This is a genomic window from Microcoleus sp. B5-D4 (genome assembly GCF_036705145.1).
Lineage (GTDB): Bacteria > Cyanobacteriota > Cyanobacteriia > Cyanobacteriales > Microcoleaceae > Microcoleus.
Genome location: NZ_JAUBTV010000019.1, coordinates 59,701 through 75,295 on the forward strand (window position 1 = coordinate 59,701; position 15,595 = coordinate 75,295).

Here is a 15,595-nt window from a genome sequence, read left to right on the forward strand (position 1 = left end):
CAGCTAGGATCGAGCTAACTCAAGGTTAAACTAAAGCTCGTCATGCGGCGTTGCCTCTCAAAACCCGGATTGAGTCTTATGGCGCATTACCGCTCCTCTGTATGTTTGTTCACCTGCATTGCCTGTCTGGGCGCTGCGTTCAGTCCAAGTGCCGACGGAGGGCAACAGGTACTCAATGCCTCTGCGCGTGCTGTTTCCCAAGAAATTGCTCAGGCGAACTCTCCCCCGGACGATCGCCAGGATTCCAAGCCTCCAAAACCCTCTCCAGCGCCCGATAAAAACAAATCTCAGCCGTCCAAAACGTCCAAATCTAATTCTAAGATCCCGAAATCGGTATCCAATTTGATCGTCATTTTGTCTCGTCAGCGGGGGTTCTTAATGTTGGGTTTGGCAGCAGTTGTCGTCACGGCAGCGGCAGTATTTATCATGCTCAAATTAGTTAGCAGTGACGAGTCAAATTATCCTAAGCGAAGACGGGGAAGATTTGAGCGCCACCACCAAAGAAACTCTCCATTCACTAATCCCGATTCTCCTACAAACTCGCACCAAAGTAGACCGCAAGAGAATTCTTCTGGAGGACAATCGCTGTCAGCCTTGCCCTACCCTTTTGGTTTGCCAAAAAACTACAGTATCGAGAGCAGCGATCAACCTTTACCGTTTATCCTGGAATCCGGGGAACCAGAATCCCAGGATGCAGCAGTCGAGGGCGATCGAATTCATTCCGACACCTCGCCCTTGGAAACTCACAGCAACGGATACAGTAACACAGGTTTCAACATTCCCGAAACAACTAATCAAACCGATTCCCTAGCTAAGAAGAAAGGTATTGCCCTTCCCGAAACGGATGGTAGACCTAAAGTTGATATTATTGAAGCACTGATTGAAGATTTGCAGCACCTAAATCCGGCAAAGAGAGGCAAAGCAATTTGGGAACTAGGCCAGCGGGGAGATTCCAGAGCAGTTGAGCCGTTGCTCGATTTGCTACCAAATTCCGACTCGAAGCAGTACAGTTTAATTTTGGCAAGTCTCTCGGAAATTGGCATTCGCACGCTCAAACCCATGAATAATGCGTGGTCAATTTCGCTGCAAAATGAAAATCCCGAAGTGCGTAAAAATGCGATTCGCGACTTGACGCGGATTTACGAATTGGTGAATCAAATCAGTTACTTGTTGCACCGTGCGACGGACGATCCAGATCCCGAAGTTCAGGAAACTGCTCGCTGGGCCATCAATCAGTTGAATCGCATCCGTCCGCGTTCTGGGAGGGATTGATAAGTCTAACAATTTTCAAGTGATTTGAAATTTTAAATTTTAGAGTGGAGAATTTATAACTTAGATTATGTTATAATTAGTGACTAATGACTAATGACTAATGACTAATGACTAATGACTAATGACTAATGACTATTTGAAAATATTGTTACTCTCAACTTCGGTCGGTCAACTCGGTTCGGGGTTGGGTGGCGGTGTCGAACTTACAGTCCTTAACATTGCTAAAGAATTGCAGAGTCGCGGTCATAAAATAGCAGTTGTAGCACCAGTAGGTTCAGTCTTGGAATCAATTCCTGTAATCGAAATAACAGGTGATTTGCAAGTAACCGCCCAAACACAAGATTACAATGCTCCTATTGTGATGCCCGCAGATTCTGTGCTGGCGAATATGTGGGAATATGCTCGCCAATTTCAGGATGAATGGGATGTCATTGTTAATTTTGCCTACGATTGGCTGCCGTTTTATTTGACACCATTTTTTAGGACTCCGATCGCACATTTGATCAGCATGGGCTCCCTTTCGGCAGCCCTCGATCGCATTGCCGGACAAACCGCAGTCCAGTTTCCTGGTACGATCGGAGTTCACACCGCTTCTCAAGCCAAAACCTTCGCCTTTGCCAAGGAGTGTCAGTTGTTGGGAAGCGGCATAGATTTATCGCTGTACGAATTTTGCAGCCAACCGCAGTCTAAATTAGCTTGGCTAGGCCGCATCGCCCCGGAGAAAGGCTTAGAAGATGCAGTAGCAGCAGCGAAAATTACAGGCATTCCCCTGAAAATTATGGGCAAAATGCAAGATGAGGATTATTGGCAAAAAATTTGTGCAGATTACCCAGATGCTCCGGTAGAATATTTAGGGTTTCTGACAACAAGCCAAATGCAAGAGCAAGTCCGTCAGTGCCGAGCATTGTTGATGACGCCACGTTGGGTGGAAGCTTTCGGAAATGTCGCGATCGAGGCTTTAGCGTGCGGTGTACCCGTGATTGCTTACGAGCGCGGGGGGCCGGCGGAAATTGTTAGAGACGGACTGACGGGCTTTTTAGTGCAGCCTGATAGCGTAAATGGCTTGGTAGGTGCGATCGCCCGCTTAGACCAAATTGACCGCAGCGCTTGCAGGCGACAAGCAGAGGTAGAATATTCTTTATCAGCTTTGGGCGATCGTTGTGAACACTGGTTCAAATCTATCACTGCTAGTAGGGTGCGTCAGTAATAATACTGGCTAATTTTTAGAAAGATTCGCTGACTGACGCACCTTACAAGTTTATTGAGCAGCAATTCAAATCTATTCTGAAATTGAGTTAAATGAACTCTTAATCAACCACAAAAAAGGAAACAGAAAAAACTATGGCCACCGAACGTTTAGTGCTTTTGTCCAGTAGAGAAATCGAAAAAATGCGCCAAGCAGGCCGTTTAGCGGCCGAACTTCTGCTACATCTCGAACCGATGGTTAAACCGGGAGTAAGCACTCTAGAAATTAACGATGAAGCCGAACGCTGGACTTTGGCACACGGAGCAAAAAGCGCTCCGCTAGGCTATAAAGGATTTCCTAAATCTCTGTGTGCTAGCGTCAATGAAGTAGTCTGTCACGGCATCCCGAATGCTAAACAAATTCTGAGAGAAGGCGACATTATTAATATTGATGTAACACCTTTAGTTGATGGTTATCATGGCGATACTTCCAAGACTTTTTTTGTCGGGAAACCTTCACCTGTCGCTAAAAAGTTAGTTGAAGTAACCGAGGAATGTTTAAGAAGAGGAATTGCGGAAGTCAAACCGGGTGCTCGTACCGGCGACATCGGTGCAGCGATTCAAGAATATGCTGAAGCACAGGGTTTTTCGGTAGTGCGAAATTTTGCGGGACACGGCGTTCACCGAGTCTTTCACACTGAACCAGAAATTCTGCACTACGGTAAGCGGGGCACAGGAAAGAAGCTCAGACAAGGCATGGTTTTTACGATCGAGCCGATGATTAATGAGGGTACTTGGGAAGTGGAAATTCTCGCCGATGGTTGGACTTCTATCACCAAGGATGGAAAGCTTTCGGCTCAATTTGAGCACACTCTGGCTGTGACTGATTCTGGGGTGGAAATTCTGACTTTACCGTAGTAATGATTAACAAATAATCTGAAAAACTCACTCCTAAATCAATAATCAACCATATCCCGTAGGGGCGGGTTTCACCGACAATATCTAACGATTATCAACAATCTAGATAAACCCGCCCGCCACAACCGATAACCTACATCAACCTGAAATTTGCATCGAATCCGAAAATGTAGGTTTGTATTTATGGATGGGTGGGGGCGGGTTTTCGAGATTGTCTGTTTCAGTCAGAAATTGTCTGTAAAACCCGCCCCTACAGAATTACGATCGATTCACCAAACACGATATAACTAATAACTAATAACTAATAACTAATGACTGACATAAAATTTCTGCAACCAGGAGATTTGCTCAAAGTAATTGCCCCTAGTGGCACTTTGCGAGAATCAACCAACTTTGAAAAGGGTGTAGAAATTTGGAAATCCCGCGGCTATCGACTTGAATTAACACCGGGTTTTGACGATCGCTGGGGCTATTTGGCAGGTTCCGACGAAAACCGCGTCCGACAGTTGGCAGATGCCCTCAATGACCCGGATTGTCGCGGTATTCTCTGTGTTCGAGGCGGTTTCGGCAGCACTCGACTTTTGGAAAAAGGAAAAGTGGGAAAGGCGGAAAATTCCCAATTTCCAACTCCCGATTCCCATTCGTCGAAATGGTTAATCGGTTTTTCAGATATTACTGCTTTGCTGTGGAATCAGGCTAAATTGGGTGTTTGGGGCGTTCACGGCCCGATGCTGACAACTTTGGCGGATGAACCGGATTGGTCTGTCGATCGACTTTTTGACTGCATAGAAGGTCGTCCCTTACAATCTTTGCAAGGTAAAGGATGGGGCAGCGGACAAGCCACGGGGCGGCTGTTTCCTGCGAATCTGACTGTGGCTTCTCATTTGCTCGGAACCCCGTATCAACCGGATTTGACGGGGGTTATTCTCGCATTTGAGGATGTTTCCGAGGCTCCTTACAGGGTCGATCGAATGCTGACTTTGTGGCGGATGGCGGGGGCTTTCGCTGGGGTGGGGGGCATTGCTTTGGGGCGCTTCAGTCGCTGCGAGATTGACCCGAGTATTCCCAGTTTTAGCATTGAAGAGGTTTTGCGCGATCGGCTGGGGGATTTGAATATTCCGATTGTTTCGGATTTGCCCTTCGGTCACGAGGGGGTTAACGCTGCTTTACCGATGGGAATTATGGCGAGTCTCGACGCTGAATCGGGATTGCTGATTTGTGGCGATAAATCGCAACTTTAGATTATGGATCAACGTCTATAACTTTAACATGAGATTTTGCACCCGCTAAATAGCCGGGTTGGGTGAGGTTGACACGGTTGGCAGAAATTACATTTAAAATGGATTGTGTATGCAAATGTCGGCGCCAAGAAAGCAAAAAGATTTTAAATTTTTCCAGAGGTTGATATGAAAACACACAACTTGTTAAACAGTATTGCTGCCGCAGTCCTAGTTACGGGATTGGCACTTACCGGAATTTCCTCAAGTGCGGTTGGCGAACAGATACGGAATAACGATCGCATAGACGGAGTAATTCGCCGAACTTCCCCGATTTACCGTTTCCGAAATATGTGGACACCCGGATCTCCGACGGAAGAATTGCGTGGTCAAGAATACACATTTAGCGCGAGGGAAGGCGACAACATTGAAGTGTTTTTAGATACAGATAGAAGTCGCGGTTTTACTCCCGTCATGGTGCTATTTTACGGGAACAACAAACAAGTCGCTTTTACGCAAGACCGTTCTTTTAATTATCAAATTCCTCGTAGTGGCGATTACAAGCTTTTAGTGTTAGCAAAAGATGCTGCCAGAGGCGGTAACTACACGCTGGAAGTTGCGGGAATTGATGGGGGCGGCAGACAATCTCGCAATTCGCGGGACGATTGGTACACGAGGCGAGATGACGGCCGATATGACGGTCAATATGACAGAGCACAGCTTCTGCAAGATGATTTTGGCTTGCGGTCTGTTGATTGTCGCGAGAGACGTTCTATGGTGAGAGTAAGGTTTGACGATGGAAATCAAGACTCGACTTACTGCGCTGTCCCGAATAGAAGGTATCCGGCGGGAGATTATTACTACAATTCGCGGACTAGAGATTTAGACTCGGCGAGGCGGAATGATAGTAGATTTGATGCGGGCCGCGATCAATGTCGGGTAGTGGTGGGCGGAGTGTGCGTGACGAGGTAAGTAGGTCAAACTGTAGCGCGGAATCAGAAACCGGGTTTCTACCAAGAAACCCGGTTTCTTTCCGTAAGTTGTTGCGGCATTTAAAATGTCTGTCAAAAAAAATCAAAGTCTTGTGGGGAGTAGGGATTGGGCGTCCCGCCCGCCCTGAATATACAATTTAAATGCGCGACAGCTTATCGACGCACTCCGACTCCTCGAAACCGGGTTTTTTACGCTCATCTGTGGGCTGCAACACGTCTTTCAGAAAAAACCCGGTTTTTGACTACCCGTGCCTTCAGAATTATTGGTATATTAATAATATTAATGATGTAGCAAAATATATGAATGTTAAAGAACTTGAAACAGCAATTATGAACTTGTCAGTTAAGGAACTGTCAGAACTCACTGCTTGGCTGATAGAGTATCGCCAACAGGTTTGGGATAGGCAAATTGAAGACGATTTGGAGGAGGGGCGGTTAGATGCACTACTTGATGAAGTTGATGCAGAGTATGAAGCGGGATTGACTAAAGTGTTATGAAGCATCTGACTTTACCGCGTTTTTGGAACTGCTATCACCAGCTACCTCAAGAAATACAAGCTTTAGCCGATAAAAATTACGAATTACTGAAAGTCGATCCGTATCACCCTTCGGTGCATTTTAAAAAAGTTGGCAGGCGAAAGCATTTGCAATCGGTGCGAGTAGGGCATAGTTACCGAGATCTGGGAGTTGAGAAACCTGAAGGTATTGTCTGGTTTTGGATAGGGACTCATGGGGATTACGATGCAATATTAGCTCAGAAATAAAGCCGCCGATAGAGTGTGATAATAGACGTTTAATTAGTCTCTTCAGCGAGTGGGAGAGGTAAAGTAAATAAAACGTGCGGTTTGCACGTAGCGTTTCCATTCAATTAGTTTGCCCTGCGAGTGAGGAGAATTCCATTATAAACCCCCTACAGTGGAAGGATTTTAGATGTCATTTGCCAGCCTCGCAACCAACCAAATCCCGATCGCCCAAAATCGAACTCAGCCACTCCCCTCATCTCCCTCCCCGCTGACAGATGAATTTTTTGTCAAAAAGGACGATCGCACAGTGGTAAGCTACCAAAGGCATTGAAATATCTAAGGTAGAGAAAAGTTAAAATGTCGGCATTAAATGAAGTTCCCTTGTTGTTGCGGGCAGCCCGCGGCGAAACCCTAGACCGCCCGCCCGTGTGGATGATGCGCCAAGCCGGTCGCTACATGAAAGCCTATCGAGATTTGCGAGAAAAGTATCCCTCGTTTCGCGAACGTTCCGAAATTCCCGAAGTGGCGATCGAAGTTTCCCTTCAGCCGTGGCGCGCGTTTCAACCCGACGGCGTAATTCTGTTTTCCGATATTGTCACCCCCATGCCCGGTTTGGGCATCGACATGGACATCGCCGAAGGCAAAGGCCCGATTATCCACGCACCCATCCGCACTCAGCAGCAAATCGACAACCTGCAACCGCTGAACCCGGAAGAAAGCTTGCCGTTTATCAAAACAATCCTGAAATCCCTGCGCGAGGAAGTCGGCAACAAATCCACCGTGCTCGGTTTTGTGGGCGCGCCGTGGACGCTGGCGGCCTATGCGGTTGAGGGCAAAGGTTCTAAGGATTATGCCATCATTAAAAACATGGCATTTTCCGATCCAACTTTACTGCATCAGTTGCTGTCGAAATTCGCAGATGCGATCGCAGTTTACGTGCGCTATCAAATCGACTGCGGCGCGCAAGTAGTGCAAATGTTCGACTCCTGGGCCGGCCAACTGTCCCCGCAGGACTACGACACCTTCGCTCTACCTTACCAGAAACAGGTGTTCGAGCAAGTCAAAAAAACCCATCCCGACACACCGCTAATTCTGTTAGTCACCGGTAGCGCCGGCCTCCTCGAACGCATGACAACATCCGGCGCGGATATCATCAGCGTCGATTGGACAGTTGATATGGCCGACGCGCGCCGACGTTTGGGCCCGAATATGAACGTTCAGGGAAATCTCGATCCCGGCGTGTTGTTTGGTTCTCAACCGTTTATTCGCGATCGAATTCTTGATACAATTCGCAAAGCCGGTCATCGCGGACACATCCTCAATTTGGGACACGGCGTGTTACCGGGAACTCCCGAAGATAACGTGCGTTTCTTCTTTGAAACCGCAAAACAAGCCGACAAATTGCTTGCAGTTGCTGCTTGAGTCCGACAATCCGACAGGGGTTGAAACCCCTGTCTCATAGCTAAAGTCCTCGCTATGAGGACTAAAGATTAATATTTCAGTCGGTTTTAACTCACCGAAGAGCACCCTTGCCAATAAAACATCCCGTAGGGGCGGGTTCACCAATAGCTTTAAAGAGTGCAGACAGGTTAAATAAACCCGCCCCCAGCCACAAAAAGCCCTTTATTAACAATGGTGCTCTTCAGTCGGTTTCAACTCACATCTTGCACCATTCTCAAGAACAGGCAAGATGCCTGTTCCACAAGAAAATTCACTCTTTGTGGAACAGGCAAGATGCCTGTTCCTAAACAAGTAATTGAGAATGGTGCAACATCTCAGTTTCAACCGACTTTTGCCCGACGCCAGGGGTTGAAACCCCTGGCGGATTGCAGGAGAATGAAACAGCCCTATTCTCCCCCTTGCCGTCCCCCCCTTCCCCTTCTGCAAAATGAACGCCAAAAAAATTTTCATAACGGGTGCAAGTGGCTGTATCGGTCACTACATGGCCGAAACTTTGATTCAAGAAACAAACCACGAACTTTACTTATTAGTTCGCAACCCAGAAAAATTAAAATTTGACTGGAAAGCCCGCCCCGGCATCCATATATTACAAGGCGATATGCGAGATATCGAGCAACACGCCGAACTTTTGCAAACAATTAATGTCGCAATTTTAGCGGCCACTGCTTGGGGAGGAACTCAAGAAGTTTTTGACGTTAACGTAACGAAAACTCTCCAGCTAATTCAACTACTTTCGCCACAGAGTTGCCAACAAGTAATTTATTTTTCAACGGCCAGTATTCTCGGTAGAGACAACAATTTGCTCAAAGAAGCCGGGGAACTGGGGACAGATTATATTAGCTCAAAATATAACTGCATGGTGCATTTGTCAGCTTTGACCAATGTGCCTCCTATTACGGCACTTTACCCAACATTAGTATTGGGAGGAGACGCCGAAAAACCAGTCTCTCACTTGTCATCTGGCCTGCCACTTGTCGCAAAATGGATTGGTTTGATTCGCTGGTTTAAGGCAGATGGCAGTTTTCACTTCATCCACGGCGCAGATATTGCTAAAGTAGTTAATTATTTAGTTGAACATCCGCCTGCTTCCGAGGAACCGCGACATTTTGTGCTAGGAAATCCGGCGATTACAGCTAACGAAGTGGTAGAACAAGCTTGCGAGTATTTGAATAAAAAGATATTTTTTCGGATAACTCTGTCACCTTGGCTGGCCGATTTCTTTATTTGGCTGTTCCGAATTCAGGTGGCTGCTTGGGATAGATTTTGCATCAGCTACCGCCATTTTACCTATCAAAATCTTGTGAATCCCGAAAGCATAGGAATGCCGAGTTACTGCGGCACAGTGGCAGATATGTTAAGAACTAGCGGGATTCCCGATAAAAATAAAAAGTAGTCCGTACACTCCGCACCAATAATCGGACGGGCTAGAAGCCCATCCCACAAGAAAGATTGTGGGATGGGCTTCTAGCCCGTCCCTAATTATTTTTGCGCTTCTCAAATCCCATCCCACAAGAAAAACAATTTGTGGGATGGGCTTCTAGCCCGTCCCTAATTCTTTATGCTATTCAAGTCTAGTGTTTCAAATTCTTTTTTGCCTTAGTCCCATGCTTTTTAAATGCGATTATCGTCAATTAAGGGTCAAATACGATAAGATATCAGCATTTGCACACTTTAACAGGGAACTGCAAGCTAAAAATTGCGCTCATTGTGTGTGGCTTAGGGGGTGTGACCCATCGCCAGATATTCGATCGAGTGCAAGATCGTAATTTTAGCCTTAACATGAAGTCTTGAGAGTCGATCGAACTCTCAAACACGCCAGCCCGATCGCAAGTTGTTTACTGATGTGAGGTTTAACATATAATGCGAGTTCTTCTAGTTTACCCGCTGTTTCCGAAAACATTTTGGTCTTACGAGAAAATCCTAGAATTAGTCGATCGTAAAGTGCTGCTGCCACCGCTGGGTTTGGTAACGGTAGCAGCTATTTTACCCCAAGAATGGGAATTTAAGTTAGTCGATCGCAATATCAGACAAATCACCGAAGCAGAATGGGAATGGGCAGAGCTCGTTATTCTCTCCGCAATGATTGTCCAAAAAGAAGATTTGCTAGACATAATTCGCGAAGCAAAACGGCGCGGTAAATCCGTAGCTTGCGGCGGCCCCTACCCCACTTCCGTACCAGAAGAACCTCAAGCAGCGGGCATAGATTACCTGATTCTCGACGAAGGCGAAATCACCTTACCGATGTTTGTCGAAGCAATCGGGCGTGGCGAAAAAAGCGGAATTTATCGATCGGACGGCGTAAAACCCGATGTTACCACAACCCCTGTCCCCCGCTTCGACTTGCTGGAATTAGACGCCTACGACTCGATGTCGATTCAATTTTCCAGAGGCTGTCCTTTCCAGTGCGAATTCTGCGACATTATCGTGCTCTACGGTCGCAAACCCCGCACCAAAAACCCTCAACAATTGATAGCAGAATTAGACTATCTCTACAACTTGGGCTGGCGACGCGGCGTGTTCATGGTAGACGACAACTTTATCGGCAACAAACGCAGCGTCAAACTGTTGCTAAAAGACTTAAAAGTTTGGCAAGAAGAACACAAATTTCCGTTTACTTTCAACACCGAAGCATCCATCGATTTAGCCCAAGACCAAGAATTGATGGACATGATGGTTGCTTGCAATTTTAATGCAGTGTTTCTAGGGATTGAAACTCCCGACGAAGAAAGCCTGCAAATGACGAAAAAATTCCAAAATACCCGAAATTCCCTGATCGAATCCGTAGAGTTAATTGCAAAATCCGGTTTGCGAGTAATGGCCGGATTTATCATCGGATTTGACGGCGAAAAACCCGGTGCCGGTCAGCGGATTGTCCAGTTTGCCGAAGCAGCAGCCATTCCGAGCACAACGTTTGGAATGCTGCAAGCTTTGCCACACACGGCATTGTCTCACAGACTAGCAAAAGAAGGGCGGTTGCGCGACAAATCGGGCAATCTCAACCAGACTACTTTGATGAACTTCATTCCGACGCGGCCTCTCGAAGATATTGCCCGCGAATATGTCGAGGCATTCTGCGAAGTGTACGATGCTGAGAAATATTTAGACCGGACTTATCGCCATTTCTTAATGTTAGGTGCACCCACAGCAAAGATACCTGCAAGAGTTCCCAGTTGGATCGACTTGCGAGCACTGTTAACTGTGGTGTGGCGTCAGGGAGTCAAGCGCAAAACTCGGTGGAAGTTCTGGCATCATTTGTTCAGCATTCTCAAACGCAATCCTGCGGTTTGGGATCATTATTTGACTGTGTGTGCTCACAACGAGCATTTTCTGGAATACCGCCAAATTGTGCGGGATGAAATTGAAGCTCAATTGGCTGACTTTTTGGCTAATGAGTCTCAAACTGTATATCAAGAACCTGTTCCTGTTGAGGAAAAGCAAGTGCAAGCGGTTTAGGGTTGGAGAATTCAACCGAATAGCCAGATACCGTACTTCTTAAACAAGTCAGGTATCTGGCTATTCTCTTTTGTTAGGTGGAGTTCCTTATAAAATTTTTGTCTTCTTCATGACCAAACTCGCTGAATTGGATAAGCATCAAAAGCCTCATCGCGACTAATCAAAACCAGCGAATGATTCATCGTCTGTGCTACCAGAATGCGATCGAAGGGATCTCGATGATGCAGAGGAAGACCTGCGTAAATCTCAGTGTCTTCAAGTGTAATTGGTAGAATTTGAGCGTTAATGTATTGCAATTCCTTCGGCAGGTCTTCAAATGGTCGATTCAGTTGAAGCTTACCGACATTGATTTTAATAGAGATTTCCCAAAGGCTGGCCATACTAAAGTACAAACCTGTTTTAGTATCGATAGCTTCTTTTGCTTTACTACCTAGATTGGAATCGCCAAGCAAATACCACAGAAAGGCATGAGTATCTAAAAGGGATTCCATGTTACATATATTCCTTTAAATCTTCCAGAGGCTCATCGAAATCATCAGACATAACAATCTTACCTGCCCAACTACCATAACCATGAGGTTGTTCAAGTTGTTCTTGAGATGATTCAGTTTTTGCGTGTTTTTCAAGTAAATATTTTGCATAATGCAATATCTCTTGTTTGAGAGATTCTGGCATTTTGACGACAGTTTGAAAAATCTCTATATCGAGAGTCATGATTTATTTGGAATCTTTACTATCTAATATTCACCAATTATACCGTAATTGCAGTCAAAGGGTATTTAGAATGGTTCTATCGTTTAATCTCGTTTCCAAGCAGAGCCGGGAAATGTCATATCCTGCGGCTCAACCGCCTCTTGAGAGCAGGTGAGAGAGCCTCCCAAGGCATTCCCAGTTTCTGACTGAAAACTTGAAATACTACTATTGGCGGTAGCGGTTATTTCGGCAGATAGAGGCGCGATCGCCCGCAACTATGAAAATCTAATTACAAGCTCAAAAATATCAAAATAGCGATCGCCCTCAACCCGCCATGTTAGGAACAAATCAACTCAGAACAGCCGCTCTCTTAGGACTCCTAAGCGGCCTTCTCGTTTTAGGAAGTTATTATTTAATCGGCAACGAGCAAGGACTTTACATCGGTTTAGCGCTAGCCGCCTTCTCAAGTTTTAGCTCTTGGTACTATTCCGACACGGCAGCGTTAATGGCTTACCGCGCTCAGCCGATCGCCCGCAGCGAAGCACCCGAAATCTACGATATGGTAGCCTCGCTGAGTGAAAAAGCCCAAATTCCGGTGCCTAAAATATTTCTAGTTCCCACTCAATCTCCCAACGCATTCGCCACAGGAAGAGACCCGGAACACGCAACAATAGCAGTTACTGAAGGCATCATCAAGCTGCTTTCTCGCGAAGAATTGGAAGGGGTTTTAGCGCACGAACTCACGCACATCCGCAACCGCGACACCCTCACTCAAGCAGTTGCAGGCACAATTGCCGGCGCGATTACATTTGTCGGGCGAATTCTGACTTTTGGAGCGCTTTACGGCCCGGTAACGCGGGATAGCAGACAAGGCCCGAATCCGTTTGGTTTGCTGTTTTTAATCATTTTAGCACCGCTATCAGCAACCGTAATTCAATTGGCGATTTCTCGGACGAGGGAATTTGCAGCCGACAGCGGTGCGGTGGAAATTACCAATAACCCGATCGGCTTAGCAAACGCGCTGCAGAAATTGGAGAAACTGGGTCATGAAATTCCCATGCACGGCAATCCTGCGATGTCGCCGCTGCTGATTGTGAATCCTTTTTCGACTAAAGGTTTGCAGTCACTTTTCCGCACTCACCCGCCGACAGAGGAGCGCATTCAACGTCTTTTGGAAATCGCGCAGCAGCAGCAAGGTACTCCAGTTATGGCTTACATAAACGGAGTTTGATCGATCGAAAATGCAGCAACAATATTTAGAAGCCCGGTGTTTTGAAGCAGCCGGGTTTCTGTTTGTTTATAATGCTCGCTGTGGTACGAGGGAAAAACGAATAAGAAGAAATTTGAGTATCAGGGAGAGCGCCCTGTAATTGCTCTCCCTTAATACAATTACTTGCGATCGCACAAACGCGCGTTTGTCCGTTTGCCGTTGTCTGTTTCAGTCGGCTCATCGTGGAGTGCGATCGCAAAACGCAGATGATTTGGAATCATCTGCGTTCATCGGCGGTTTAATTAAACCGTATTAAACTGAAGCCGCAACCTTATCTAAAGGCCGCACTTGACCGAGGAATTCGCGAAGTGCATCACCTTCCACCACCTCAGTTTCTAACAGTGTCTGCGTAATTGTTTCCAACAATTCCCGATTTGCTTTCAGAATATCCAAAGCTTGCTGATGTGCAGTTTCGACAATTTCCTTCACTTCTTGGTCGATCGCCTCAGCAGTCTGAGCACTTACCGCACGGCGGGCATTTCCCATACCGTCATTGAGGAACATTGATTGTTGACCTCGATCGTAAGCTAGAGGCCCCAAAACCTTACTCATCCCGTAAGTTGTCACCATCCGTTCAGCTAAATCAGTCGCCCTTTGCAAGTCATTTGAAGCGCCAGTAGTAATGCTACCAAACACGACTTCCTCAGCCGATCGCCCGCCCAGCAAAGTTGCAATTTGACCCCGCAACTCCGATTCATCTAACAAGAAACGGTCTTCAGTCGGTACTTGCAACGTGTAACCCAATGCAGCCATACCGCGCGGGACGATCGAGATTTTTGACACTTCGCCGCCGCCCGTCATCGCAGCACCCACCATCGCGTGCCCGACTTCGTGGTAAGCCACAATCTTTTTCTCTTTTTCGTTGAGCACCCGGCTTTTCTTTTCCAAGCCAGCGACAACGCGCTCAAACGCCTCAAAAAAGTCTTCCTGCGCTACAGTTAGGCGCTTGTTGCGAGCAGCTAGCAAGGCAGCTTCATTGACCAAATTTGCCAAATCTGCGCCCGAAAAACCGGGGGTGCGAGTGGCGACCGCCTTCAAGTCAATATCCGGGCCCAACTTCACTTTTTGAGAGTGAATGTTCAAAATTTCTTCGCGGCCAGATAAATCGGGGCGATCGACTAAAACTTGGCGATCGAAACGGCCAGGGCGCAACAAAGCAGCATCCAAACTTTCTGGGCGGTTAGTTGCAGCCAGCACAATTACCGTAGTATTGCCCGCCGCAAAACCGTCCATTTCAGTTAATAATTGATTGAGAGTTTGTTCGCGTTCGTCATTCCCACCGAAGCTAGCGTTACTGCTACGAGATTTGCCGATCGCGTCCAATTCATCAATGAAAATAATACAAGGAGCCTGTTTCTTAGCCTGCTCGAATAAATCTCTAACTCTTGCAGAACCAACACCTACAAACAGTTCCACAAACTCCGAACCGGAGATGCTAAAAAACGGCACGCCAGCTTCACCAGCCACTGCTTTTGCTAACAGCGTTTTGCCAGTTCCCGGAGGCCCGACTAACAGCACGCCTTTCGGAATTCTCGCGCCAATTGCCGTAAATCTGTCAGGAGTTTTCAGAAATTCAACAACTTCGACTAATTCAGTTTTCGCCTCTTCCACTCCAGCCACATCAGCAAAAGTAATTTTCGCTGATTCGCCTTCTACATAGACCTTAGCTTTGCTTTTGCCGATCGAGAGCGCGCCCTGTGGCCCGCCGCCCTGCCTGTTCATGAAAAATTGAAAAATCGCCACAAAAATCAGCGGCGGAACCACCCAGCTTAAAACGCTTCCGATCCAGCCATTTTTAGAAGGGGGAGTGGCAGCAAATTCAACGCCTTTTTCTTGCAAAAGTTTAGGAAGTTCCAGGTCAAAAATCGGCGTAGTTGACAGCACTTGACCGGGTTTGTCGCCTTCACCTTTGAGTTGGTAGCGAATTTCATTTTGACCTACCGAAGCTCGCACTACATCTTGTTCTTGTACTTGATGGACGAACAAGCTGTAAGGCACTTGCGGAATTTGGGGGCCGAACAAATTGGGTAAAAAGATGTTTGCCAGCAAAAACAAACTTGAGAGCAATAACAAGACATTGCTAATTTGTCGAAAACGAGGTGGTTGGGGCTGGTCTTTAATAGCCATTGATAACTGTCATCCTTTGATTTAAAGCAGTTTTATTCATCTATTTTCTCATCAAATACCCAAACACTGTTAAGCGGATTTCCTCACTTTATCGGGTGGGTTAACCCGCTAGCACGGATTTGCTATTATTAACAATGTTTTTTTTAACGTACCGCGAAGGACACGTTCGGCGAAGCCGTTCCCGTTCCCCGCAGGGGTTCGGTGAAGGGTAGGGTAGGAAGAGAACAGAAGAGCGTTATAGTGTGTAGGGTGCGCCGAATAACA

The 15,595-nt window shown here is 46.6% G+C and carries 15 protein-coding genes; 12 read left to right on the forward strand and 3 right to left on the reverse strand.

Features of this window, described 5'->3' with window-relative positions; all coding sequences use genetic code 11:
* Positions 1–78 precede the first annotated feature (78 nt).
* From QUB10_RS11990 to QUB10_RS12040, 11 genes are all read left to right on the forward strand, one after another.
* Positions 79–1,272, forward strand: coding sequence for a HEAT repeat domain-containing protein (locus tag QUB10_RS11990; RefSeq protein WP_333202331.1), 1,194 nt, complete (start codon positions 79–81; stop codon positions 1,270–1,272).
* 121 nt (positions 1,273–1,393) lie between these two features.
* Positions 1,394–2,479, forward strand: coding sequence for a glycosyltransferase family 4 protein (locus QUB10_RS11995; protein ID WP_333202333.1), 1,086 nt, complete (start codon positions 1,394–1,396; stop codon positions 2,477–2,479).
* Positions 2,480–2,613: 134 nt separating this feature from the next.
* Entirely contained in the window at positions 2,614–3,375 is a 762-nt protein-coding gene (map, locus tag QUB10_RS12000; protein ID WP_333202335.1) for a type I methionyl aminopeptidase, read from the forward strand.
* A 311-nt stretch (positions 3,376–3,686) separates the two neighbouring features.
* Complete coding sequence (locus QUB10_RS12005) at positions 3,687–4,616, forward strand: LD-carboxypeptidase (protein WP_333202337.1); 930 nt, start codon at positions 3,687–3,689, stop codon at positions 4,614–4,616.
* A 165-nt stretch (positions 4,617–4,781) separates the two neighbouring features.
* Positions 4,782–5,564, forward strand: coding sequence for a hypothetical protein (locus QUB10_RS12010; RefSeq protein WP_333202339.1), 783 nt, complete (start codon positions 4,782–4,784; stop codon positions 5,562–5,564).
* 320 nt (positions 5,565–5,884) lie between these two features.
* Complete coding sequence (locus QUB10_RS12015; RefSeq protein ID WP_333202341.1) at positions 5,885–6,082, forward strand: hypothetical protein; 198 nt, start codon at positions 5,885–5,887, stop codon at positions 6,080–6,082.
* Complete coding sequence (locus tag QUB10_RS12020) at positions 6,079–6,348, forward strand: ParE family toxin-like protein (RefSeq protein ID WP_333202343.1); 270 nt, start codon at positions 6,079–6,081, stop codon at positions 6,346–6,348. Before QUB10_RS12015 ends, QUB10_RS12020 begins: the two co-directional genes overlap by 4 nt.
* A 166-nt stretch (positions 6,349–6,514) precedes the next feature.
* Positions 6,515–6,658, forward strand: coding sequence for a hypothetical protein (locus QUB10_RS12025; protein ID WP_333202345.1), 144 nt, complete (start codon positions 6,515–6,517; stop codon positions 6,656–6,658).
* A gap of 26 nt (positions 6,659–6,684) precedes the next feature.
* Positions 6,685–7,749: a uroporphyrinogen decarboxylase gene (gene hemE / locus QUB10_RS12030; RefSeq protein ID WP_333046489.1), complete on the forward strand. Its 1,065-nt coding sequence runs from the start codon at positions 6,685–6,687 to the stop codon at positions 7,747–7,749.
* A 466-nt stretch (positions 7,750–8,215) separates the two neighbouring features.
* Complete coding sequence (locus QUB10_RS12035; protein WP_333202347.1) at positions 8,216–9,181, forward strand: NAD(P)-dependent oxidoreductase; 966 nt, start codon at positions 8,216–8,218, stop codon at positions 9,179–9,181.
* Between the two features lie 467 nt (positions 9,182–9,648).
* Positions 9,649–11,241, forward strand: a complete 1,593-nt coding sequence (locus QUB10_RS12040; protein WP_333202349.1) for a B12-binding domain-containing radical SAM protein — start codon at positions 9,649–9,651, stop codon at positions 11,239–11,241.
* Between the two features lie 107 nt (positions 11,242–11,348).
* Here QUB10_RS12040 and QUB10_RS12045 read toward each other — a convergent pair whose 3' ends face one another.
* A complete protein-coding gene (locus tag QUB10_RS12045; protein WP_333202351.1) occupies positions 11,349–11,732 on the reverse strand; it encodes a type II toxin-antitoxin system VapC family toxin in 384 nt (127 codons plus the stop codon).
* 1 nt (position 11,733) lies between these two features.
* A complete protein-coding gene (gene vapB, locus QUB10_RS12050) occupies positions 11,734–11,955 on the reverse strand; it encodes a type II toxin-antitoxin system VapB family antitoxin (RefSeq protein WP_333202352.1) in 222 nt (73 codons plus the stop codon).
* A 313-nt stretch (positions 11,956–12,268) separates the two neighbouring features.
* Between vapB and QUB10_RS12055 the strand changes: the two genes are divergently transcribed.
* On the forward strand, positions 12,269–13,165 hold the full coding sequence (locus QUB10_RS12055) for a M48 family metalloprotease (protein WP_333202354.1): 897 nt from the start codon (positions 12,269–12,271) through the stop codon (positions 13,163–13,165).
* Between the two features lie 291 nt (positions 13,166–13,456).
* On the opposite strand, the gene ftsH4 is transcribed toward QUB10_RS12055, so the two are convergent.
* Complete coding sequence (gene ftsH4 / locus QUB10_RS12060) at positions 13,457–15,331, reverse strand: ATP-dependent zinc metalloprotease FtsH4 (protein ID WP_333202357.1); 1,875 nt, start codon at positions 15,329–15,331, stop codon at positions 13,457–13,459.
* Positions 15,332–15,595: the final 264 nt, after the last annotated feature.